Source organism: Pseudomonas sp. NPDC087690 (genome assembly GCF_044743175.1).
Classification (GTDB): domain Bacteria; phylum Pseudomonadota; class Gammaproteobacteria; order Pseudomonadales; family Pseudomonadaceae; genus Aquipseudomonas.
The window spans coordinates 44,244-66,193 of record NZ_JBIUVX010000003.1; the positions used below are offsets into that span (position 1 = coordinate 44,244).

Below are 21,950 nucleotides of genomic sequence, written 5' to 3' on the forward strand. Positions count from 1 at the left end.
GCGCCTGTCCCTACAGGCGCATGCTTATGAAACCATCCCTTCCTCGCAGGCCTCGCTGGCGCAGTCTCGCCCTGCTGGCCCTGTGTCTGGCGCCGCTGCTATGGCCGCTGGAACATCTGGCCGAGCGCTATTACCGCAGCGAACTGGCCGGGCAGAATCGCCAGACCCTCGACCTCTACGTTGCCAACCTGCTGGGCACCCTGCACCGCTACGAGGTGCTGCCACAGATCCTTGGCGACCTGCCGGCCCTGCGTGCAGTACTCGGCGCGCCAGACGACGGCGTCACCCAAGGCAACGCCAATCGCCTGCTGAAGAACATCGCCGCGCAGACCGGCGCCGAAGTCATGTACCTGATGGACACCAGCGGGCAAACGCTGGCCGCATCGAACTGGGACAAACACGACAGTTTCGTCGGCCGTAACTTCTCTTTCCGTCCTTACTTCAGTGAGGCCATGGCCGGACGCCTCGGGCGCTTTTTCGGGCTCGGCACTACATCGGCCAAACGCGGTTACTTCTTCGCCGCCGCCGTGCGCAATGGCGAAAAGATCATTGGCGTGCTGGTGATCAAGGTCGACCTCGACCACACCGAAAGCCTGTGGGGTAAAACGCCGGAACAACTGCTGGTGACCGACCACAACGGTGTGGTCATTCTCACCTCGCGCCCGGAATGGCGCTTTCGCTCGACCCGTGTGTTAAGCGCTAGCGAACGCTCGGCCATCACCGCGATCCAGCCTTATCCAACCCGCGAACCACGGCCACTGAACCTCAGCCCCACTGCGTGGCTGATCCAGACCCACGACATCGCCGAGACCGGCTGGAGCGTCAGCATCCTCGCCCCGCGCACTCTGATCGATCGCCCGGTGCGCACGGTGGTCGCCATTGGCGGCGCGGCGTTGCTGGTGGTGATGCTGTTACTCGGCCTGATGATGCAGCGCCGTCGCCATTATCTGGAACGCATCGCGTTTGAAGCCAAAGCGCGCCGCGAACTGGAAGGCCGGGTTGCCGAACGCACCAGCGATCTTGAAGGCCTCAACCGCCGCCTGAAACAGGAAGTGCTGGAGCGCGAGCAGGCTCAGCAAGAACTCGTCCGCGCTCAGGATGATCTGGTTCAGGCCGGCAAACTGTCGGCTCTGGGGACCATGTCCGCGAGCATCAGCCACGAACTCAATCAGCCGCTGGCCGCGATCCGCAGTTACGCCGAGAACGCCGAAGTATTGCTCGATCATCAGCGCACCGACGATGCGCGCGGCAATCTCAAGTTGATCAGCGAACTCACCGGGCGCATGGCCTCGATCATCGCGCACCTGCGCGCCTTCGCCCGCCGCGATCGCCACGCCCCGGAAAGCGTCGCCTTGCAACCGGCACTGGACGATGCCCTGGCGCTGCTGGCCAAACGTCGGCGCAGCATGGAAGTCGAGCTGATTCGCGACCTGCCTGCCGCCACGCTGTGGGTCGAAGCTGGCGAAACCCGCCTGCGTCAGGTGCTCGGCAATCTGCTGGCCAATGCCCTCGACGCGCTCACCGAGAAAGGCCCGCCGCGCAAACTCTGGCTGAGTGCCGAATCCACCGCCGAGGGCGTCAATCTGTACATTCGCGATAACGGCCCGGGGTTCTGCATGGAAGCCCTCGGCCGCGCCAGCGAGCCCTTTTACACCACCAAGACGCGCACGCAAGGCCTTGGTCTGGGGCTGGCCATTTGTGAAACCCTGATGCGCGCCTTCGGGGGAGAACTGTCGTTCGCCAACCACAAGCAAGGCGGCGCCCTGATTACCCTGCGGCTGCGCGCCGGTGCTCCCGGGGTCAGTTTGCAACCGTCCGAGGATCGAAGTGCATGACCATCGACAATCGCATTCAGGTGGTGTTGATCGACGACGATCCGCATCTGCGTCAGGCCCTCGGCCAGACACTGGATCTGGCCGGCCTGAAAATATTGCCGCTCTCCGAGGCCAAGGGTCTGGCCGCACAACTTGAGCGTGACTGGCCAGGTGTAGTGGTCAGCGACATCCGCATGCCGGGCATGGATGGCCTGGAGTTGCTGAGTGAGTTGCATGCCCAGGATCCCGAGTTACCGGTGCTGCTGATCACCGGCCACGGCGACGTGCCGCTGGCGGTGCAGGCCATGCGTGCCGGCGCTTATGACTTTCTCGAAAAACCCTTCGCCAGCGATGCACTGCTCGACAGCGTGCGTCGTGCGCTGGCCCTGCGTCGGTTGGTTTTGGATAACCGCAGCCTGCGTCTGGCCTTGAGTGACCGCAATGAACTGAGCGCGCGGCTGGTCGGCCATTCGACACCGATGCTGCGCCTGCGCGAACAGATCGGCGCGCTGGCCGCAACCAAGGCCGATGTGCTGATCCTGGGTGAGACCGGCGCAGGCAAAGAAGTGGTCGCCCGCGCGTTGCACGACTTATCCAGTCGCCGTAACGGTCCGTTTGTGGCGATCAACGCCGGTGCACTGGCCGAGTCAGTGGTGGAAAGCGAGCTGTTCGGCCACGAGCCCGGTGCGTTCACCGGCGCGCAAAAACGCCGGATCGGCAAATTCGAATTTGCCAATGGCGGCACATTGTTTCTCGATGAAATCGAAAGCATGAGCATGGACGTGCAGGTGAAATTGCTGCGCATGCTGCAGGAGCGCGTGGTCGAACGGCTGGGCGGCAATCAACTGATTCCGCTGGACATTCGTGTCATCGCCGCGACCAAGGAAGACCTGCGCCAGGCCGCCGATCAGGGGCGTTTCCGCGCCGACTTGTATTACCGTCTCAACGTCGCGCCACTGCGCATTCCGCCGCTGCGTGAACGCGGCGAAGATGCGCTGATGCTGTTCCAGCATTACGCCGACGAAGCCAGTGCCCGCCACGGTTTGCCGCCACACGAGCTGCAACCGTCACAACGCGCACTGCTGTTGCGCCACGCCTGGCCAGGCAATGTGCGCGAATTGCAAAACGCCGCCGAGCGCTTCGCTCTTGGCCTGGAATTGGCGCTGGATAACAGTGGCGTCGAAGGCAGCGGCGGCAGCTCCGTCGAGGTCATCAACGGCGGGCTCAGCGAGCAAGTCGAACATTTCGAAAAATCGCTGATCGCCGCAGAGCTGGCGCGCTCGCACAGCTCGGTGCGCAGCCTCGCCGAAGCCCTGGGCATCCCGCGCAAGACCCTGCACGACAAACTGCGCAAGCATGGCTTGAACTTCGGCGACAACAGCCATGGCGAGGAAAACGAATGAGCACTGACAGTCGCTATCTGGAGTCCGTCCTGCATCACGATATCCCCCTGACCCGAGACATGGGCCTCAAGGTGCTCGACTGGCGTGAGCAACAGCTTAGCCTGCACTTGCCGCTGGATCGCAACGTCAATCACAAGAGCACCATGTTCGGCGGCAGTCTTTACTGCGGCGCGGTGCTCGCTGGTTGGGGCTGGCTGCATTTGCGCCTGAAGGAAGAAGGGATCGAGGACGGGCACATCGTGATTCAGGAGGGCCAGATCAGTTACCCGCTGCCAGTTACTGGCGATGCCACAGCGATTTGCCCGGTGCCTGATGCGAAGGTGTGGAAGAAATTTCTGGCGATGTATCAGCGTTATGGACGGGCGCGATTGACGCTACACACGCACATCGTCAATCAGGGCAGCGAAGAAGACGCCGTGACATTTACCGGGCAATACGTTTTGCACCGTTGAAGATCAACCCCCCTCACCCTAGCCCTCTCCCCGAGGAAGAGGGAACTGATTGGGGGATGCTTCAGAAATGCATCGACCTGAAAGCGCTTTGCTGAATCCATAATCGACTCGATCTTTCAGGTCGATGCATGACGCAAGACAACTCGATCAGCGCCCTCTCCTGGGGGAGAGGGCTGGGGTGAGGGGGATTACGGATCAGCCCACTTAATCCCTAGCCAACTCCAACAATCTGGAACGCCAGGCCGCCTTCGCCGGCAGCGCCAAAAAGAACTCGTTCAACAGCGATTCCCGCGCTGGATAACAGAACGCTTCCCCGCGCAGATCCAGCACCTCACCACCCGCCCCTTCCAGCACACCCTGCGCCGCCGCCGTGTCCCACTGCGAAGTCGGCGCCAGTCGCGGATAGCAATCCGCCGCCCCCTCAGCCAACAGGCAAAACTTCAACGAACTGCCGATATTCGCCAATTGCAGTTCACCCAGACTCGCACTCAACCCGGCCAGCAAGCGCTCCTGTTCAGGACTGGAGTGGCGACGGCTGGCGACAACGGTGAACGCTTCGCCCGGCCCCGGTACATCACGCACCTGAATCGCAATCGGCGTGCCGCCCTGGTCGCAACGCCAGGCGCCGAGCCCGGCGCCTCCGACGTAGTAACGACCGTTGGTCGGCATCGACACCACACCGAACACCACCCGACCGTTTTCAATCAGCGCGATGTTAACGGTGAACTCTTCACTGCCGCTGATGAACTCCTTGGTGCCGTCCAGCGGGTCCACCAGCCACCAGCGCTGCCAACCGGCGCGTACGCTTTGCGCAATGTTGGCGTCCTCTTCGGACAACACTGGAATGCTCGGATCCAACGCCGTCAGCCCGGCGACGATCAGATGATGTGCAGCCAGATCCGCTGCCGTAACCGGCGAGTCATCGGACTTGGCCATCACTTCAACGCCCGCACGCCAGAACGGCAAAATGGCTTCGCCCGCCTGCAAGGCCAGCTCGACCACTGGCGCTATCAACGGATGGGGAAACTTCATCGACATCTCACTCATGACTGAAAGAATCCGCGTTGCGTCAGCAAGTCACGGGTCAGGTACAACGCCGCCAGCGCCCGCCCTTCGGAGAATTGCGGATTCTGCGCCAGCGCCGATAAATCACGCAGGTTGACCTTGTCGACCCGCATCGGCTCAGGCTCGTCACCCTCCAGCCGCTCTTCGTACAGATCGGTGGCCAGCACCACCTGGATCTTCTGGCTCATGTAACCGGGCGACAGCGACAGCTCGGTCAGATGCTCCAGTTGTCGGGCACCGAAACCGGCTTCTTCCTTGAGCTCACGCTCAGCCGCCGCCAATACATCCTCGCCCGGCTCGATCAAGCCTTTGGGCAAGGACAATTCATATTGATCAGTGCCGCCGCAATATTCCTCGACCAGCACCGCGTGCTCGCTGTCCAGCATCGCCACAATCATCACCGCGCCATAGCCCGCACCTTTGCCGACCAAACGCTCGTATGTGCGCTCCACGCCATTGGAGAACCGCAATTTGAGTTCTTCAACGCAGAACAGGCGACTGGTGGCGACGATCTCGCGGGCGAGTACGGTGGGTTTCTGGCGCATGCAAAGCTCCTTGGCGTGAACGCGCTACTATAACGCGGCTTTCCCGATTGTTTATGTCGGATATCTTTCTACTGTTCGAGACGTTGCCATGCCTTCATTACCGTGGTCCGCCATCGATACCGTTCTGCTCGACATGGACGGCACGCTGCTGGATCTGCACTTCGACAACCACTTCTGGCTGGAACACCTGCCCCAGCGCTACGCGGAACTGCACGGGGTCAGCCGAGCCATGGCGGAGATGGAATTGCAGCCGCTGTTTGAGCGCCACGCCGGCCAGTTGCAGTGGTACTGCCTGGATTTCTGGAGTGCCGAACTGAAGCTGTCGGTGCGCGAACTGAAACAGGAAACCGCCCATCTGATCGCCCTGCGACCGGATGCCGATACGTTTCTGGAGGCGATCAAACGGGCAGGAAAACGGGTGATCATGATCACCAATGCCCATCGTGATTCACTGTCGCTGAAACTTGAACGGATTGAACTGGCACCGTATTTCGAACGGCTGATCAGCTCGCACGATTATGGTTATCCCAAGGAGAACCCGCAGTTCTGGGATGCCCTGCAGGCAGACATCGGTTTTGATCCGGCGCGTAGCCTGTTCATCGACGACACCTTGCCGATTCTGCGCAGTGCACGGAACTTTGGCGTGGCGCATTTGCTGGCGGTGAAAGAGCCGGACAGCCGCAAGGGGCCGAAGGACACGGCTGAGTTTGCGGCCGTCGAGGATTACCGCCATCTGATCGCTGGTCTTTGAACTTTGTAGGAGCTGCCGAAGGCTGCGATCTTTTGATCTGGTTTTTAAAAATCAAAGTCAAAAGATCGCAGCCTGCGATAGCTCCTACAGGGCTTGCGGGTTATTCAGGGATACGCAGTGTCTGGCCTGGGTAGATTTTGTTGACGTCCTTGAGCATCGGTTTGTTGGCGTCGAAGATTTTTTGATACTTGTTGGCGTCACCGTACACACGCAGAGAAATCGCGCTGAGGGTGTCGCCCGACTTGACCACAACAAACTGTGCAGCCGTCACAACCGGCCCGCTCACCGTAATCTGATCATCCACGCTGCCAACCCCGGCAATGTTGCCCACAGCCAGCAAAATCTTTTCTTTCTCTTCCTGACTCGCGACTTCACCGGTAACGGTCACTTTGTCGCCGTCCACCGTTGCCTGCACATTCGGATTGCCCAGGCCGACCTTGCTGATGTGTTCCTTCAACTGCTCACTGGCATTGGCGTTACCCGGGGTCAGCAGATCGAGCAGCTTTTCACCGGCTTCTTTTACAAAACTTAAAAGACTCATCGTGGTTCTCTCCATGGAATAAAGGGTCAGTCGTCCAAGCCTAGACCACCGCAGACAAACCCGGTTCCAAGCCGACCAATGACCCTGCCACCGCGCAAGCGGTAGAATCGCCCACCCCTGCCAGCGCCCGGAGCGAAGATGGACATCAAGCAGCTGAAATTCCTCATCGCCCTCGACGAAACCCGCCACTTCGGCCAGGCCGCCGCGCGTTGCCACATCACCCAGCCGACCCTGTCGATGCGCCTGCGCAGCCTCGAAGAAGAACTCGATCTGCCACTGGTCAACCGTGGCCAGCGCTTCGAAGGCTTCACCGCACCGGGCGAGCGGGTGCTGGCGTGGGCACGCTCGGTGATGGCGGCTTACGACGGGTTGCATGCAGAAGCGGCAGCCTGTCGCGGCAACCTGATCGGCACGCTGCGACTGGGCGTGGTACCACTGTCGAGTTTCGATCCACTGCCGTTGATGCAACGCCTGCACAGCGCCCACCCGAATTTGCGCTTTGAAATGTCGGCGCTGAGTTCCGAACAGATCCTCGAACATTTGGCGAACAACCGCATCGATCTCGGCGTGTCCTACCTGGATCGTCTGGATAACGAGCGCTTCGAATCCCTCGCCTTCAATGAAACCCGCATGGGCCTGCTCTACGACCAGCGCACTTTCACGTTTGGCGACACACCGTTGAGCTGGCAATCGCTGATCGAACTGCCGCTGGGCATGCTCACCAGCGGCATGCACTTTCGCCAGTCCATCGACCACAACTTCCACAGCCGCGGCCTGACGCCGCAACCCTTGCTGCAAACCGATGCCGTCCATCAATTGTTACAAGCCGTGCACGGCGGTTTTTGCTGCGCGATCATGCCGCTCGACGGTGGCCTGGAAAAGCTAACCGATCACCTTCGCCTGCAACCCATCGAAAACGCTCAAACCCTCGCCCCGCTGGGCCTGATCATGCGTCGCGGAGCGCCACGCTCGGCGCTGGCCGAGGCCTGTTTTGCGCTGTATCAGCAATCGCCAGGCGACGCTTGATCGACGGCATCTATCGATAGATCGACAGTAGCAATTAGACGCGACAAGTTGCCGCGCCTAGTCTTAACGTTGATCAAACCGTCGGTGATGCCATGAACGCCAAGCGCCCAGCCTGCGCGGCGCCTGCACTTGAAACGCCCGCGCCTGCCGCCAGTCAGACCTACAGTTACAGCGATTTACCCCGCGAGGAATCGGCCAGCACCGCGCTGGCCGAAGAAGTCGCGTTGGCGATCGCGTACAACGGCATCAGCCAAGCAGTGATGCTGGTGACACCGACCGACCTTGAAGACTTCATCGTCGGCTTCAGCCTCGGCAGCGGCATCATCGAAGACGCGACAGACATCTACGACCTGCAACTGACCGGCGCCGGGTCTGCGCAATACGCGCAAGTGACCATCGCCAACCGCGCGTTCTGGAACCTCAAGCAACAGCGCCGGCAACTGGCGGGCACCAGTGGTTGCGGACTGTGCGGCGTTGAAGCCGTTGAGCAGGCGCTGCCCGATCTCCAGGTTTTGGCCGGCGCGCCGTTGCCGCCGATTGAATGGCTGGACGGTTTGCGCCAGCGCATCGGCGCGTTTCAACCTTTAGGTCAGCACTGCGGCGCGGTGCACGCGGCGGTGTTCATGAATGCCAGCGGCGAATTGCTGCTTGGGCGCGAAGACATCGGCCGACACAACGCCCTCGACAAACTGATCGGCGGCCTCATCCGGCAAAAGATATCCACAGCAGGCGGACTGGCGATTGTCACCAGCCGTTGCAGCCTCGAATTGATCCAGAAAGTCTTGCGTGCCGGCATCCAGACCCTGGTCAGCCTGTCCGCACCTACCGGCCTTGCCGTGCAATGGGCCCGTCGACACAACCTCAATCTCATCCACCTGCCGCAGAAAAGTGCGCCGCGGGTGTACAGCCCCGCGATGGAGAATCAAGCGTGAGCCAACATCATCAAGCCGACCAGAAACCTGTCCCGCGTTACAAGCCTTACAAAGGTGCCGCCGGCGGCTGGGGTGCCCTGATCAGTGTGGCTCAGGCCTGGTTGACCAGCGACAACGCCCTGAAAAACCTGCGCATGATGCTCAAGACCAACCAGAACGGCGGATTCGACTGCCCTGGCTGCGCGTGGGGTGATTCGCCGGAAAGCGGCATGGTCAAATTCTGCGAAAACGGCGCGAAAGCGGTGAACTGGGAAGCGACCAAACGCCGCGTGGATGCCAAGTTCTTCGCCAAGCACAGCGTCACTTCGTTGCTGGAGCAGAGCGACTACTGGCTGGAATATCAGGGTCGTCTGACCGAGCCAATGGTCTACGACGCCGAAACCGATCGCTACAAACCGATCAGTTGGGACGACGCCTACACCCTGATCGCCAAGCACCTGCAAAGTCTGCCGAGCCCGGATCTGGCCGAGTTCTACACCTCGGGGCGCGCCAGCAACGAGGCGGCGTATCTGTATCAGCTGTTCGTGCGCGCCTACGGCACCAACAACTTCCCGGATTGCTCGAACATGTGTCACGAGGCCAGCGGTGTCGCGTTGGCACAAAGCGTTGGCGTCGGCAAAGGCACCGTGACCTTCGACGATTTCGAGCACGCCGATGCGATTTTTGTCTGGGGCCAGAACCCCGGCACCAACCACCCGCGCATGCTCGAACCACTGCGTGAAGCGGTGAAGCGCGGCGCGCAAGTGGTGTGCATCAACCCGTTGAAAGAACGTGGACTGGAGCGTTTTCAGCACCCGCAGCACCCGATTGAAATGCTCACCAACGGTGACAAACCGACCAACACCGCGTATTTCCGTCCAGCCCTCGGTGGCGACATGGCGCTGCTGCGCGGCATGGCCAAGTTCCTTCTGCAGTGGGAGCGCGATGCGCAGAAGGCTGGCGAGCCTGCTGTGTTCGATCACGACTTCCTCAATGCCCACAGCGCCAATGTCCTCGAGTACCTGGGCGTGGTCGATGACACGCCGTGGGAGCAAATCGTCGAGCAATCCGGCCTGACGCTGGTCGAGATCGAGCAAGCCGCGCGCATGTACGCCAAAGGCAAAAACGTGATCATGTGCTGGGCGATGGGCATCACCCAGCATCGGCATTCGGTGCCGACCATTCAGGAAATCGCCAACCTGATGCTGCTGCGCGGCAACATCGGCAAACCGGGTGCAGGTCTGTGCCCGGTGCGCGGTCACAGTAACGTACAGGGCGACCGCACGATGGGCATCAACGAGCGTCCGCCGGTGGCGTTCCTCGATTCGCTGGAGCGACGCTTCCAGTTCAAAGTGCCGCGTCATAATGGCCATAACGTGGTCGAGGCGATCCATGCGATGGCCGAGGGACGCGCCAAAGTCTTTATCGGTCTGGGCGGCAACTTCGCCCAAGCCACGCCGGACAGCCCGCGTACGTTCGAAGCCCTGAGCAATTGCGACCTGACTGTGCAGATCAGCACCAAACTCAACCGCAGCCACCTGGCCCACGGTAAAGACGCGCTGATCCTGCCGTGCCTCGGTCGCACCGACATCGACATCCAGACCGAAGGCCCGCAAGCGGTCACCGTCGAGGACTCGTTCAGCATGGTTCACGCCTCCAATGGTCAGTTGCAGCCACTGTCGAACCAGATGCGTTCGGAGCCGTCGATCATCGCCGGCATCGCTGCCGCCACTTTGGGCAGCAAACCGGTGGACTGGAACTGGCTGGTGGCCGATTACGGACGCATTCGCGAACTGATCGCCGACACCATTCCGAATTTCAAAGAGTTCAACGAGAAGATCAAAAACCCGGGCGGTTTCTACCTCGGCAACAGCGCCGGCGCACGCAAGTGGAACACGCCGTCGGGCCGGGCCAACTTCCGCGCGAACATGTTGCCCAAGGATCTGGTGCACGAACGCACCCGCGCGACCGGACAACTGCCGGATCTGATCCTGCAATCGATGCGTTCCCACGATCAGTACAACACGACGATTTATGGTCTCGACGACCGTTATCGCGGGGTCAAGGGACAGCGTGACGTGTTGTTCGCCAATGAGGCCGACATCATTCGTCTGGGCTTCCGTCCGGGGCAGAAGGCTGACATTGTTTCGATATGGGACGATGGTCGTGAGCGTCGGGTGAAGGGCTTCACCTTGCTGGCGTTTGATATTCCAGCGGGTCAAGCGGCGGCTTATTACCCGGAAGTGAATCCGTTGGTGCCGCTGGAGAGCACCGGGGATGGCAGCCATACGCCAACGTCGAAGTTCATTGCGATTCGGCTGGAAGCGGCGAGTGAAACCGGGTTGATCATGGCCAAGTCGGCTTAACTCGGTGTCAGTCCGATTGCCATCGCGAGCAGGCTCAATCCTACAGTTGATCGTGTTTTACCTGTAGGAGTGAGCCTGCTCGCGATAGCGGTTTTAGATGCAACGAACTTCTCTGCATTTGTCTCTTTTCAACGCCCACAAAAAAGGCCGTTTTTTCACAAAAACGGCCTGTCCGAAGTAGCTAAAGACCGGCGAAAAACGGTTAAGTTCCGCTGATAAAACAGCAACTTGCAAAATTGTATACAAGTCGTGTTATTCGTCGGATTTCGATTGTCACGCTTGTTACACAGCCTCAGGATCGGCGCCGTCATCCCTTTGAGGCTCATCTATGAAGTTCTCCTCGATTCTCTTGTTGTCCCTTGGCCTGGTCAGTGGTTTTGCTTCCGCAGGCGGCACCACCGAAGCAGGTGTGGGCGGCGCATTGGGCGGGGTTCTTGGCTCGGTCGTCGGTCAATCCTTAGGCGGCAATACAGGTTCCACCATCGGCGCAGCCTTGGGCGGCGCGGGTGGTAGTGCGGTCGGCGCCGACAAACGTAGCCGTGGCGAAGCCGCCATCGGTGGTGCGTTGGGCGCGGCCGGCGGTAACGTGGTTGGCCGCAGCATGGGCGGCACCACCGGCAGCCTGATCGGCTCCGCCGCAGGTGGCGGCGCCGGTGGCGCGCTGGGTAACTACATGGGCAACAAGAGCGATGACGACGATCGTCATTACGATCGCGGTCGTGACCGTCGCTACTATCGCGATGATCACCGTGGTCGCGGTCACGCCTATGGCCACCGCAAGCACCACAAGTACTATCGCCATCACTAAGGCGAGTGCTTGAATAAAAATCGCAGCCCGAGGGCTGCGATTTTTTTTGTTTTTTTCAAACCACCAGGCGTTCCAGCGCCTCGCGTAACCTGGCAGGGATCGGCACTGGCTGATTGCTTGCCCGATCGACGAATACATGCACGAAGCGCCCGGCCGCACAGGCCTCGTTTTCACCGACCTTGAACACCGCCAATTCGTATTGCACCGAACTGTTGCCCAGCTTGCCGACCCGCAGACCGATCTCGATCAGATCCGGAAAGGCGATCGAGGCGAAGTAGTCACAGGCCGAACTGACCACGAAACCCACCACGTCGCCGTCATGAATATCCAGACCACCGACCTGAATCAGGTAAGTGTTCACGGCCGTGTCGAAGAAGCTGTAATAGGTAACGTTGTTGACGTGACCGTAGGCGTCGTTGTCGTGCCAGCGCGTGGTGATGGGCTGGAAGTGTGGGTAGTCGGTGCGTTGAGGGGTGGACATGGCTGGGCTGGTTCTCTTGTTTTTTCAGTGAGGGCGCTTGCCCTCACCCTAGCCCTCTCCCGAGGTAGAGGGGACTGACCGAGGTGTTCTCTCGAAATACACCGACCTGATCCTCCGAGTCGGACTCAAATGTTGAAACCCACGCAGATCGGCTCCCTTTACCCCTCGCCCCCTTTTGGGGCGGTCCGACGTTTCGGGAGGGCTGGGGTGAGAGGGATCGATTCTGGCGGCGACATCACATTTGAGCAAACCCCTTCCCTTGCGCCGCCAACTCACCAATCAACCGCGCCGGTTTCCACTGATCGCCCTGTCGCGTCTCCAGCGCCAGCAAGCGCTGATGAATATCCACCAGCCCTTGCTGATCCGCCCAGGCCATCGGCCCGCCCTTGTCCGCCGGGAAGCCGTAGCCGTTCAGGTATACCAGATCAATGTCATGCGCAGACTCGGCAATGCCTTCCTGGAGAATCTTCGCGCCTTCATTGACCAATGCCAGCAGGGAGCGCTCGAGAATCTCCTCCGCACCGATCTCACGACGCTGGAAGCCCAACCCTTCGCTGACCTGCAACACCAGCGCATCGACCTCAGGATCATGCTCGGCCTGACGGCTGCCGGGCTCGTAATGGTAATAACCGTTACCAGACTTTTGCCCAAAACGGCCCATTTCGCACAGACGGTTATCCACCTGCACCTCTGGCGCATTCTGGCCCTTGCCGGCCAGTTCGCGCGCGCGCCATTCCAGATCGATGCCGACCACGTCGTACATGCGGAACGGCCCCATGGCGAAACCGAACCCCTGCAACGCCGCATCGACCTGCTGTGGATAAGCGCCTTCAAGCAACATCTTGCGCGCCTCCAGCACATACGGATGCAGCATGCGGTTGCCGATAAAGCCGTGGCAGTTGCCGGATACCACGCTGACTTTGCCCATGCGTTTGCCCAGCGCCAGCGCCGCTTCCAGCGCGGCCGGTGAAGTCTGAGCACCCCGGACGATTTCCAGCAGTTTCATGATGTGCGCCGGGCTGAAGAAATGCAGGCCGAGCACTTGAGTCGGGCGCTTTGTCGCCGCGGCAATCGCATCGATATCCAGTGCTGAGGTATTGCTCGCCAACAGCGCTTCAGGCTTCAACAAACCATCCAGCTCGCGGAAGATTTTCTGCTTGAGCTCAAGATTCTCGTACACCGCTTCGATCACCAGATCGACATTACGAATCGCCGCGTAATCCGCCGCCGCACTGACCCGGGCAACGCGCGCATCAGCCTCGGCCTGATCAATCCGCCCCTGCCGCACGTTGTGTGCATAGGTGTCGGCGACAGTCGCGAGTGCCTGTTCAAGCATCTGTGGGTTGTTATCTACCCACTGCACCGTCACGCCGGCATTGGCCAGGCACATGACAATGCCACGGCCCATGGTGCCCGCACCGATCACGGCAGCCTGCTGAATATCGAAAGATGTCTGGCTCATGTTGTTCTCTTGTTGGCGATCCGAAGACAGATCCCAACCATAGTCAGCCCGCCATGGTTTTTGAAGTTTATTACCGTGATGATCGACATTCAGCGGATGGATGGAGCCCCCGCCTTGATGACACTTGACGTAGGAGCTGCCGAAGGCTGCGATCTTTTGATGGTGATTTTTTCAAGAGCAAAAGATCGCAGCCTTCGGCAGCTCCTACAGCGATCAGAGGTGCTCTTGCGCCCAGCTGCGGACTTCGGCGTAGGGATATTCCTCCAAGGCAGCAAACCCGGGAATAGCGCGCGCCTTGAGTTTGGTGAACAAAGGCACGCTGATGCCGCACAAGAACCGCGTCAGCCGCTCCGCCGTCGGGATGACCCCGGTGTGCTGCTCATGCCTGTGGATAAAATCGCCACACAACGCCGCAAAGTTTTTATCCACAAGCGCTGGCAACTCCGGTGGTGCCGGCAACCGCGCAACCTGCCCGTGACACACCGAACAATGCCCACACTGTTCGGGCGCATTGTGATCACCAAAATACTCCGCCAGGCGATAACCCAGACAGCGTTCGCTGGCGAACACTTCAAGCATCGCGTGGATGCGCGCCACTTCGGCCCGCTCATGTCGGGTGAAATAGTCATGCAGCTCAGCGCTCAGGGCATCGCTGTCAAAGTCACTATTGAGCAGGCTGTAGACCTCAGTCATCTGCTTGCTCTCAAGCTCGACCCAACCCTTCTCCTGAAAGTAATCCAGCGCCGTCACCACCCGGTTGCGCTCCGCCGAATACTGCGCGTACATCGCGTCGAAATTCACCGTGGCCCAGGTGCGTGCGCGGCTTGAGGTCTGAATGATCGCCGCGACGAAAGCCCTGCGCTCGCCCTCGAATCGCTCAAGGATTGCCTCAGGCTCCAGCAGGTATTTGAAACGGTACTCGGCGTAATACGCATAGCGCGGCGCAATCAAGCCGTGCAGTTCCAGTTGCACCAGCAATGTCTTCAGCGGCAACGAACGAATATTGCTTTGATCCGCCAGCGGTCCGAGCAAGAACTCCCACTGCCCTTCCGGCACCGAGACTTTCAATTCGTCGAGCACATAGCGAATGCCTTCGCGTTCCGGCGTGTCGCCGTAAACGAAGTTTTCCAGCACGTTGAGGCTGTCGCGATTGGCCAGCACCAGACAGTCCGACGGCTGCCCGTCACGCCCGGCGCGACCGATTTCCTGGCTGTAGTTTTCGATGGATTTGGGCAGGTCGAAGTGCACGACATTGCGGATGTCGCTCTTGTCGATGCCCATGCCAAAAGCGATGGTCGCGACGATGCAATTGGATTGCCCGGCCATGAAGCGTTTCTGGATCGCTTCGCGTTTGTCGTGGGGAAGGCCTGCGTGATAAGCCTCGGCCTGAATGCCGTTGCGCTCGAGATGTTCGGCGATATGCTCTGCGGTTTTCTGCAAGGTCACGTAGACGATGCTTGGTTGCCCCGGCCGCTCGGTCATCCACTCGACCAGACGCCGACGCTTGTCCTGGCCACGTACCGGTTCCACCAGCAGATTGAGGTTGGGCCGATAGAAACCGGTGGTTACCACATCGTCAGGGGCGATGGCGAATTTGGCCTGCATGTCGGCGATCACTTTCGGCGTGGCGGTGGCCGTCAGCAGCAAGGTCTGCGGGATGTTGAACTGGCGCTGATAGTCCGGCAGTTTGAGGTAGTCGGGGCGGAAATTGTGGCCCCACTCCGAGATGCAATGCGCCTCGTCTACCACCAGCAACGAGATCGGTACTTGCTGCAGAAAGTTACGGAAGCGCTCGTTTTTCAAACGCTCGACAGAGATCATCAGGATCTTCAGCTCACCCGAACGGGCACGAGCCATGGCGTCATTGGCGTCTTCGCGGCTCTGTGCCGAATCGATGCTGCCCGCCGGGATTCCGTGACGTTGCAGGAATGCCAACTGGTCCTGCATCAACGCCAGCAATGGCGAAACCACCAGCGTCAGGTGCGGCAGCAACAGCGCCGGCAATTGGTAGCAAATCGATTTTCCGGAACCTGTCGGAAAAATCGCCGCCGCCGAACGCCCGGCCAATACAGCGCTGATCGCGGCCTCTTGCCCAGGCCGAAACTGTGGATAACCAAAAACCTGTTCCAGGGTGTTGTGCATTCGCTGTCACTCCGTTGACTGCTGTAATGCCAACAGCCTAGCGGGCGATCGCAGCGAGTCGAGAAAAGGTCAGGGCCAAATCGATTCGCAATGATACAGCGGATCCACCAACCCTGGTGGCAGCGAGCCTGCTCGCAAAGAGGCCGGTCAACCCGACACAAGACTCACGGTTGCAGCACGGCCACCCGCAGTTGCTCGTCGAGCACGCGCTCATGCACATCCAGGCTTCTGCTCGCCCACAACGCATGCGCCGGACTGATATCGCCGGTAAATGCCGCCGACAACTGACGCAGATCGGCAATACTGCGCACACGCGGACAAAATGGTTGCCCGTCACAGTCCTGACTGGCGTGGCGATAGGTCGCGAGCAAGCGATCCCACAGATTGTCGCGCACTTGCCGGATTGACTTGAGCTGAACGTGCGAGACGCCCAAACGTTGCTCAAGCCCGGACTCGTCCAGCGCTTCGCTTGCCAGCAAGGCTTTGCCGAACATCAACACTTCAGCGCGAGAGGCGGTGTCGAGATTCGTCTGGCTGGCGAGCGTTTCTGGCCAACCGGTGCGGTCGAGATGATTGAGCACCAGCGCGTTGCCGGCTTCGGCCGCCAACGTCATGCGGCAACCACTGACCCACAGCAACACAATCGAGGCCATTCGTAGCCATTGCATACCTAATTCCCTTTAAGCGTGTATCGGACGTTTGGAAACGTCCCACAGATTCTGGCGCGCACCATACAGAGGTTTACTGCGAAGCGCCTGACAAACCCGTAGGAAATTTTTCGCGTAGGGGTTTTGCCTGAAAAAACCCCTGAATACGCGTAGGGCAAATGCCCGCACCACGGAAAAACCCCTACGAATTCTGTCCACTTCGGCGGTCTTGTTCGGCTGCGTAACGCTCTTCTATAGTGGCCGGCGCGGCTGAAATACCCTGTCGGCCCGAACGAGCGCCTTTGCAAAGGACCCGCCTCACCATGATCAACCGCTATCGCCCTCTCAAGACTTGCTACAGCGAAAACCCTGTATTGGTCATCGACACGCACGCCAGCCACGGCGACTTGCTCGATGCTGCAGACCAGCGTCTGCGCGCCGCCAGTGATTTGCTGGAAACGCTCTATTGTTTGTGTTTCAAACAATCTGACGTAAAAGACATACCCAACATCGTCAACGCACTTTATTTATTGATCAAAGATGGCTGCGACTTGCTCGAAGTTGCCAAACAAACACCATCCTGAGCGAGACAAACTTCAAAACTACAAACCCGGAAACAACACATCGCTTTATTTATCAACCTTATCAACACTAAGTTGCTGCTCTTACATTAACCAAGGGCAACACCATGACAGTTTTAACCATCTTTTTTTGTGGCACCGGCTCCAACAAGTTCGATAATAATCATGAGAACTTCTGGGACGGCGAGATCGTTTCGACCCTCGCTTCGAATCATACCGGCCACGAGTTTGCGGAGTTTATCGTGGTCGACGGCCCTGGCAGCGGCAACTTGCAAGCCGACGACCTGTTTACCAAAACCAAGGAATACGGCCTGACCGGCACCCTGTTTGGCACAGGCTGGGAGGAAAACGTAATGCACGCCATGAACATCATCAAAGGCAAGTGCGACTGGCAGCGCCAGCAACTGACCGAGGCGGAATACAACCGCCTGAAGGCTGCCGGTATTCCTATTGAAGATGTAGAGATCAAAGGTTCCTGGTTCTGGCGTAAATATAACTACGGCGACCGTAGCGTTACCCAGCAGAAGTTACAGGAACAAATCATCAAGACTTTCCGTAAAGACGGCATCATTCCGACAAAGGTTAATCTGGTCGGCTGGAGCCGCGGCGGCATTAGTTGCCATATGTTGGCCAACGCAATGTTCAAGGACAGCGCACTGAAAAACATCCCGGTAAACATTTTTGCCATTGATCCGGTACCGGGAATTGGCAACTTTCAGGATGAGCGGGTCAAGCTGGCCAGCAACGTCAAGGAATACGTTGGTTTCTACGCCCGCGACGAGCGCTCCAAAGGCTTCAGTTGCGTGATCCCGCAAACCGCCACGGGCACCAAAACCTCTGTCTATCCAATGGCCGGCCGTCACGCCACCCTGGCCGGCAATGCTACCGCCGGCGGCGGCGTACCGACCAACAGCAGCGACATGAAAGCGCTCGTCGATCCTGGCCGGATCGTCCGCCATCTCGCCGAAACATGTCTCAAGCGTTGGGGCGTGTCTCTGACGAAAACGCTTAACCTGAGCGATGCCGACCTGAAAACGCTCACCGCCAACGTTGTTCGTGATGAAGCGAAATACAAACTGATGCACAAACTTTCCTACACCTACTTTACCGAACTGGACAAGGGCGAGCGCTACGTTTCGCTGGGCAGCAAAGGCGTGCCGTTCTCGACGGTGAAAGGTGCGATTTACTCGCCGGCGACCGGGCTGGCGACGAGTGTGCTGGATATTTCGGCGTATGCGCATTTGCGTTGAAGGTGTTGATCAGACGATAGCGACGTCCGGCAAAATCTTCGTCCGGTTCCTACAGGATAAGAGTCTTTGTCGCCTATCGAGGCTTGAGGGTGTGAGCCTATAGTCGTGACTGTCGCTGACCAATCAGTGGCTCGGGCTTGGTCACCCGATTGGATCGTATATACGCATGCGCTGTATGCTGCGGGCACTTAATTGCCTGCAGTTTATGGTGACTGTGTTCGTGACACCCTCGGGTGTGTGCACGATCCTCACCGGTTGACCAACCCGAACACAGTCGCCTCCTGTCGCTTGGTCACGATGTGGTGGCTTCACTCAGAAGCAATTGAGGATCGAAAATGAAAACATGGAATCAATTCACCACCGATCGCTACCGCCCACTCGAATCAAACCTCACCGACACAACGCCACTGATCATCGACTCAGAAGACAACCCGCAAGACATCCTCGAATGCACCGTCCAGCGCTTGCGTGCTTCAAGCGACCTGCTACGCACCCTCTGCCTCAACTTCAAACAAGCCGACGTCGAAGACATCCCCACATCACCCACGCTCTCTATCTGCTGACGCAGGATGGCTGCGATCTGCTGCAAGTTGCGCAGCAGTAAATGCTCAATTGGAAAGCCCCAGCCTAAAAACAATCTCAGCAGGTGCGCCCCAACTAACTAGCGCCTGCCTGACCAAAAAACATGGATGCTGGACACGCGGTGTCCAGCACAGGAGCTAAATTTTGCAAACTACTATTGATTGCGTACGATGGGAGCCATTGTTCAGTCAAGAGCTCGTCGTCATGACCACTGAAACCATCGATCACAGCACCCTGACGCACCTGATTCAAAACGGTTCGGTAAGCAGCACACATATCGTCGCCAAGCCGGGTGGCTGGTCGATTCAAATTCAGCAAGGATGCAAAGAAAGTTCGCTCGCAGCACAGCGCAGCGGTCAAGTGCGTCTGTTCAAACGCCTTGAAACATTAGTGGCCTATTTGCAAGAACTGGGTATCACTCACTTCGATGTGGATGCATCCAGCTATGACCCGCTGCAAATGAAAACCTACTCACGTCCTGATCGCGCCGAAGCAATGAAGCAAGCTCATGAGGCGGCGGCGTATGACGAGTGGTTCAAGCGGCAGGTGCAAACCAGCATTGATGATCCAAGACCTAGCGTGAGCGATCAGGACGCTCGACGAATATTTGCTGCCAAGCGCGATGCCCTGCGTCAACGAGTGCGTTGATGAGGTTGGTCTGGCGCCAACAGGCGCTTGATGACCGAGACAGAATCATGGAGCACATCAGTGAGGACAACCCTGAAGCGGCGGCTGATCTCGACGATATGTTCGAATCAAAAGGGGAAGGCGCCCGACAGCGGCCGACCTTATACAGAAAGGGCATCGTTGAAGGCACAAGAGAAATCGTCGCAGCGTCCAACTACGTCATCGTCTACACAATCAAAGATGAATGTGTGGAGGTGCTGCGAATAATGCATGCCCGTCAGCAATGGCCATGACGGATCACGAAGATCAGAAAGGGCAAACCCAGTCTCTGGATCGACCAGACAAGTGCAATTATTCTGGCGTTACCACTACCCAAGTGAAGGAATAATAGCGTTATGGCTAGAAAAACTGCGGCTCTGCTTCCGAAACTTGCACATCTTCTGAACGATCTCGGTGAGCGCCTGAAACTAGCTCGACTCAGGCGCAGACTCACCGCGAAACAAGTCGCCGAGCGCGCCGGGATGTCTGTCATGACGCTGCGCTCCCTGGAATCCGGAGGCTCGGGCGTAACAATCGGAGCTACTTGTCAGTGATGCACGTTCTGGGTCTAGAGCAAGACATGATTCGATTGGGTGCAACAGATGAACCGGGTTATCGCCAGCAAGACGCAAGTCTTCTCTATTCAAAGAATCCCGCTAGCAAAGGTCCGGCGAGTAAACCAACGCACGGGGTACCAAAAGCAGGAAAAATTCCGACGTCACAAACAAATGTTGTCGAAGCCGCAAATGTTAGTGAAGAGCGTCTCAAGAACTTCCCACTGTACTCACTCACTGTCTTCGTTACTGAAGAAAACGCTAAAACAAGACGCATAACAGGAAAAACGCCCACAAAAAAGCCGCCCCAAAGGGCGGCTTTTTCATTCACACCAAACCAATCTTACAACTTCGGCCCAGCAGCCTTGATCGCGTCGCTCACTTCGAACTTCTTGAAGTTCTCGATGAACAGACCGGCCAATGCTTTGGCAGCCTCGTCGTACGCAGCCTTGTCAGCCCAGGTATTGCGCGGGTTGAGCAGGTTGGTTTCAACGCCCGGTACGGCCAGGGGCACGTCGAGGTTGATGGTGTCGAGGTGCTCGGTGGCAGCACCGATCAGCGCGCCGCTCTGGATCGCTGCGATCACCGCACGGGTGGTCGGGATGTTGAAGCGTTTGCCAACGCCGTAGCCGCCGCCAGTCCAGCCGGTGTTGACCAGGTAAACCTTGGAGCCGAAACCGCGGATGCGCTTGATCAGCAGCTCTGCGTATTCGCCGGCCGGGCGCGGGAAGAACGGTGCGCCGAAGCAGGTGGAGAAGGTCGACTTGATGCCGCTGCCCGAACCCATTTCAGTCGAGCCCACCAGAGCGGTGTAACCGGACAGGAAGTGGTAGGCCGCTTGTTCTTCGTTGAGGATCGACACTGGCGGCAGGACGCCGGTCAGGTCGCAGGTCAGGAAGATCACCGCGTTTGGCTCGCCACCGAGGTTGTGCTCGGAACGCTTGGCAACGTGCTCCAGCGGGTAAGCGGCGCGGCTGTTCTGGGTCAGGCTGACATCGGCGTAGTCGGCGTGCTTGGCATCGTCGATAACGACGTTTTCCAGTACTGCGCCGTGCTTGATGGCTTTCCAGATAACCGGCTCGTTCTTCTCGGACAGATCGATGCACTTGGCATAGCAACCGCCTTCGATGTTGAACACCACGCCTTCGCCCCAGCCGTGTTCGTCGTCACCGATCAGGTAACGGCTTTCGTCGGCCGACAGAGTGGTTTTACCGGTGCCCGACAGACCGAAGAACAGGGTCACGTCGCCTTCTTCGCCGATGTTGGCAGCGCAGTGCATTGGCAGCACGTCAGCAGCCGGCAGCAGGAAGTTCTGCACGGAGAACATGGCTTTCTTCATTTCACCGGCGTAACGCATGCCAGCGATCAACACTTTCTTCTGCGCGAAGTTGAGGATCACGCAACCGTCGGAGTTGGTGCCGTCACGCTCAGGCACGCACTCGAAGTTGGCGACATTGAGCACTTGCCACTCTTCACGGCCAGCCGGGTTGTACTGGGCCGGATTGATGAACAGGCAACGACCGAACAGATTCTGCCAGGCAGTCTGGGTGGTCATTTTCACGGCCAGGTAGTGATCTTCGGCCGCGCCTACATGCACGTGGGAAACGAAGTGCTCTTGCGCGTTGTTGAATGCTTCTACGCGGTCCCACAGGGCATCGAACTTGTCGGCCGGGAACTTGCGGTTGATCGGGCCCCAGGCGATAGCAGCCTGAGTGGAAGGCTCTTCAACGATGAAACGATCGACTGGCGAACGGCCGGTGCGATGACCGGTGCGGACTACCAGAGCGCCGGTATCGGCAAGCTCGCCCTCACCGCGATTCAGGGCTTCTTTTACCAGATCATCAACACTCAGATCGTTGTACACGGCGTTATTGGCTTGCGTCATGAGGTTCCCCGTCGGCCA

At 58.8% G+C, this 21,950-nt stretch carries 20 protein-coding genes and 2 pseudogenes; 14 read left to right on the forward strand and 8 right to left on the reverse strand.

Annotation, left to right across the window (positions count from 1 at the left end; all coding sequences use genetic code 11):
* Positions 1 to 26: 26 nt before the first annotated feature.
* From ACIPIZ_RS07650 to ACIPIZ_RS07660, 3 genes are read left to right on the forward strand one after another with little or no spacing between them, the layout of a single operon-like run.
* Complete coding sequence (locus ACIPIZ_RS07650) at positions 27 to 1,835, forward strand: ATP-binding protein (protein ID WP_122855588.1); 1,809 nt, start codon at positions 27 to 29, stop codon at positions 1,833 to 1,835.
* On the forward strand, positions 1,832 to 3,217 hold the full coding sequence (locus ACIPIZ_RS07655; protein ID WP_150647733.1) for a sigma-54 dependent transcriptional regulator: 1,386 nt from the start codon (positions 1,832 to 1,834) through the stop codon (positions 3,215 to 3,217). The genes ACIPIZ_RS07650 and ACIPIZ_RS07655 overlap by 4 nt, the downstream gene beginning before the upstream one ends.
* Entirely contained in the window at positions 3,214 to 3,669 is a 456-nt protein-coding gene (locus tag ACIPIZ_RS07660) for a thioesterase domain-containing protein (protein WP_064388963.1), read from the forward strand. Before ACIPIZ_RS07655 ends, ACIPIZ_RS07660 begins: the two co-directional genes overlap by 4 nt.
* Positions 3,670 to 3,873: 204 nt before the next feature.
* On the opposite strand, the gene cysQ is transcribed toward ACIPIZ_RS07660, so the two are convergent.
* Both cysQ and nudE read right to left on the reverse strand, forming a co-directional pair.
* Positions 3,874 to 4,701, reverse strand: a complete 828-nt coding sequence (gene cysQ, locus ACIPIZ_RS07665) for a 3'(2'),5'-bisphosphate nucleotidase CysQ (RefSeq protein WP_401164839.1) — start codon at positions 4,699 to 4,701, stop codon at positions 3,874 to 3,876.
* An 11-nt stretch (positions 4,702 to 4,712) separates the two neighbouring features.
* The gene (gene nudE / locus ACIPIZ_RS07670; RefSeq protein ID WP_064388964.1) at positions 4,713 to 5,279 is read right to left on the reverse strand and encodes an ADP compounds hydrolase NudE; all 567 of its coding nucleotides are present in this window, start codon (positions 5,277 to 5,279) and stop codon (positions 4,713 to 4,715) included.
* Positions 5,280 to 5,367: 88 nt separating this feature from the next.
* Between nudE and yrfG the strand changes: the two genes are divergently transcribed.
* Complete coding sequence (gene yrfG, locus ACIPIZ_RS07675) at positions 5,368 to 6,030, forward strand: GMP/IMP nucleotidase (RefSeq protein WP_122661154.1); 663 nt, start codon at positions 5,368 to 5,370, stop codon at positions 6,028 to 6,030.
* A gap of 100 nt (positions 6,031 to 6,130) precedes the next feature.
* On the opposite strand, the gene lysM is transcribed toward yrfG, so the two are convergent.
* A complete protein-coding gene (gene lysM / locus ACIPIZ_RS07680) occupies positions 6,131 to 6,571 on the reverse strand; it encodes a peptidoglycan-binding protein LysM (protein WP_064388966.1) in 441 nt (146 codons plus the stop codon).
* 138 nt (positions 6,572 to 6,709) lie between these two features.
* Between lysM and ACIPIZ_RS07685 the strand changes: the two genes are divergently transcribed.
* From ACIPIZ_RS07685 to ACIPIZ_RS07700, 4 genes are all read left to right on the forward strand, one after another.
* Positions 6,710 to 7,597: a LysR family transcriptional regulator gene (locus tag ACIPIZ_RS07685; RefSeq protein ID WP_105706158.1), complete on the forward strand. Its 888-nt coding sequence runs from the start codon at positions 6,710 to 6,712 to the stop codon at positions 7,595 to 7,597.
* Between the two features lie 92 nt (positions 7,598 to 7,689).
* On the forward strand, positions 7,690 to 8,529 hold the full coding sequence (gene fdhD, locus ACIPIZ_RS07690; RefSeq protein ID WP_064388968.1) for a formate dehydrogenase accessory sulfurtransferase FdhD: 840 nt from the start codon (positions 7,690 to 7,692) through the stop codon (positions 8,527 to 8,529).
* The gene (locus ACIPIZ_RS07695; RefSeq protein WP_150794182.1) at positions 8,526 to 10,874 is read left to right on the forward strand and encodes an FdhF/YdeP family oxidoreductase; all 2,349 of its coding nucleotides are present in this window, start codon (positions 8,526 to 8,528) and stop codon (positions 10,872 to 10,874) included. The genes fdhD and ACIPIZ_RS07695 overlap by 4 nt, the downstream gene beginning before the upstream one ends.
* A 328-nt stretch (positions 10,875 to 11,202) precedes the next feature.
* The gene (locus ACIPIZ_RS07700; RefSeq protein WP_064388970.1) at positions 11,203 to 11,682 is read left to right on the forward strand and encodes a glycine zipper domain-containing protein; all 480 of its coding nucleotides are present in this window, start codon (positions 11,203 to 11,205) and stop codon (positions 11,680 to 11,682) included.
* 55 nt (positions 11,683 to 11,737) lie between these two features.
* On the opposite strand, the gene ACIPIZ_RS07705 is transcribed toward ACIPIZ_RS07700, so the two are convergent.
* The 4 genes from ACIPIZ_RS07705 to ACIPIZ_RS07720 form a co-directional block, all read right to left on the reverse strand.
* Positions 11,738 to 12,163 (reverse strand): thioesterase family protein, encoded by a 426-nt coding sequence (locus ACIPIZ_RS07705; protein ID WP_122855591.1) that lies wholly within the window; start codon positions 12,161 to 12,163, stop codon positions 11,738 to 11,740.
* A gap of 235 nt (positions 12,164 to 12,398) precedes the next feature.
* Positions 12,399 to 13,625, reverse strand: a complete 1,227-nt coding sequence (locus ACIPIZ_RS07710; protein WP_064388972.1) for a 3-hydroxyacyl-CoA dehydrogenase — start codon at positions 13,623 to 13,625, stop codon at positions 12,399 to 12,401.
* A gap of 213 nt (positions 13,626 to 13,838) precedes the next feature.
* On the reverse strand, positions 13,839 to 15,767 hold the full coding sequence (locus ACIPIZ_RS07715) for an ATP-dependent DNA helicase RecQ (RefSeq protein ID WP_401164841.1): 1,929 nt from the start codon (positions 15,765 to 15,767) through the stop codon (positions 13,839 to 13,841).
* Positions 15,768 to 15,931: 164 nt separating this feature from the next.
* Complete coding sequence (locus tag ACIPIZ_RS07720; RefSeq protein WP_401164842.1) at positions 15,932 to 16,435, reverse strand: polysaccharide deacetylase; 504 nt, start codon at positions 16,433 to 16,435, stop codon at positions 15,932 to 15,934.
* A 302-nt stretch (positions 16,436 to 16,737) separates the two neighbouring features.
* On the opposite strand from ACIPIZ_RS07720, the gene ACIPIZ_RS07725 reads away from it, so the two are divergent.
* From ACIPIZ_RS07725 to ACIPIZ_RS07750, 6 genes and pseudogenes are all read left to right on the forward strand, one after another.
* On the forward strand, positions 16,738 to 16,998 hold the full coding sequence (locus ACIPIZ_RS07725; protein WP_064388975.1) for a hypothetical protein: 261 nt from the start codon (positions 16,738 to 16,740) through the stop codon (positions 16,996 to 16,998).
* A gap of 104 nt (positions 16,999 to 17,102) precedes the next feature.
* Positions 17,103 to 18,245, forward strand: a complete 1,143-nt coding sequence (locus ACIPIZ_RS07730) for a hypothetical protein (RefSeq protein WP_064388976.1) — start codon at positions 17,103 to 17,105, stop codon at positions 18,243 to 18,245.
* Between the two features lie 335 nt (positions 18,246 to 18,580).
* Positions 18,581 to 18,849: pseudogene (locus ACIPIZ_RS07735) on the forward strand (hypothetical protein).
* A gap of 182 nt (positions 18,850 to 19,031) precedes the next feature.
* The gene (locus ACIPIZ_RS07740; RefSeq protein ID WP_401164844.1) at positions 19,032 to 19,475 is read left to right on the forward strand and encodes a hypothetical protein; all 444 of its coding nucleotides are present in this window, start codon (positions 19,032 to 19,034) and stop codon (positions 19,473 to 19,475) included.
* A complete protein-coding gene (locus ACIPIZ_RS07745) occupies positions 19,475 to 19,747 on the forward strand; it encodes a type II toxin-antitoxin system RelE/ParE family toxin (protein ID WP_401164846.1) in 273 nt (90 codons plus the stop codon). The genes ACIPIZ_RS07740 and ACIPIZ_RS07745 overlap by 1 nt, the downstream gene beginning before the upstream one ends.
* A 102-nt stretch (positions 19,748 to 19,849) precedes the next feature.
* A pseudogene (locus ACIPIZ_RS07750) lies at positions 19,850 to 20,326 on the forward strand (helix-turn-helix domain-containing protein).
* A gap of 64 nt (positions 20,327 to 20,390) precedes the next feature.
* Here ACIPIZ_RS07750 and ACIPIZ_RS07755 read toward each other — a convergent pair.
* Entirely contained in the window at positions 20,391 to 21,932 is a 1,542-nt protein-coding gene (locus ACIPIZ_RS07755) for a phosphoenolpyruvate carboxykinase (protein ID WP_401164936.1), read from the reverse strand.
* Positions 21,933 to 21,950 lie beyond the last annotated feature (18 nt).

Coding starts and splice junctions, on each gene's coding strand:
- ACIPIZ_RS07650 (WP_122855588.1), top strand. CDS start 27: ATGAAACCATCCCTTCCTCGCAGGCCTCGCTGGCGCAGTCTCGCCCTG.
- ACIPIZ_RS07655 (WP_150647733.1), top strand. CDS start 1,832: ATGACCATCGACAATCGCATTCAGGTGGTGTTGATCGACGACGATCCG.
- ACIPIZ_RS07660 (WP_064388963.1), top strand. CDS start 3,214: ATGAGCACTGACAGTCGCTATCTGGAGTCCGTCCTGCATCACGATATC.
- cysQ (WP_401164839.1), bottom strand. CDS start 4,701: ATGAAGTTTCCCCATCCGTTGATAGCGCCAGTGGTCGAGCTGGCCTTG.
- nudE (WP_064388964.1), bottom strand. CDS start 5,279: ATGCGCCAGAAACCCACCGTACTCGCCCGCGAGATCGTCGCCACCAGT.
- yrfG (WP_122661154.1), top strand. CDS start 5,368: ATGCCTTCATTACCGTGGTCCGCCATCGATACCGTTCTGCTCGACATG.
- lysM (WP_064388966.1), bottom strand. CDS start 6,571: ATGAGTCTTTTAAGTTTTGTAAAAGAAGCCGGTGAAAAGCTGCTCGAT.
- ACIPIZ_RS07685 (WP_105706158.1), top strand. CDS start 6,710: ATGGACATCAAGCAGCTGAAATTCCTCATCGCCCTCGACGAAACCCGC.
- fdhD (WP_064388968.1), top strand. CDS start 7,690: ATGAACGCCAAGCGCCCAGCCTGCGCGGCGCCTGCACTTGAAACGCCC.
- ACIPIZ_RS07700 (WP_064388970.1), top strand. CDS start 11,203: ATGAAGTTCTCCTCGATTCTCTTGTTGTCCCTTGGCCTGGTCAGTGGT.
- ACIPIZ_RS07705 (WP_122855591.1), bottom strand. CDS start 12,163: ATGTCCACCCCTCAACGCACCGACTACCCACACTTCCAGCCCATCACC.
- ACIPIZ_RS07710 (WP_064388972.1), bottom strand. CDS start 13,625: ATGAGCCAGACATCTTTCGATATTCAGCAGGCTGCCGTGATCGGTGCG.
- ACIPIZ_RS07715 (WP_401164841.1), bottom strand. CDS start 15,767: ATGCACAACACCCTGGAACAGGTTTTTGGTTATCCACAGTTTCGGCCT.
- ACIPIZ_RS07720 (WP_401164842.1), bottom strand. CDS start 16,435: ATGCAATGGCTACGAATGGCCTCGATTGTGTTGCTGTGGGTCAGTGGT.
- ACIPIZ_RS07725 (WP_064388975.1), top strand. CDS start 16,738: ATGATCAACCGCTATCGCCCTCTCAAGACTTGCTACAGCGAAAACCCT.
- ACIPIZ_RS07730 (WP_064388976.1), top strand. CDS start 17,103: ATGACAGTTTTAACCATCTTTTTTTGTGGCACCGGCTCCAACAAGTTC.
- ACIPIZ_RS07740 (WP_401164844.1), top strand. CDS start 19,032: ATGACCACTGAAACCATCGATCACAGCACCCTGACGCACCTGATTCAA.
- ACIPIZ_RS07745 (WP_401164846.1), top strand. CDS start 19,475: ATGAGGTTGGTCTGGCGCCAACAGGCGCTTGATGACCGAGACAGAATC.
- ACIPIZ_RS07755 (WP_401164936.1), bottom strand. CDS start 21,932: ATGACGCAAGCCAATAACGCCGTGTACAACGATCTGAGTGTTGATGAT.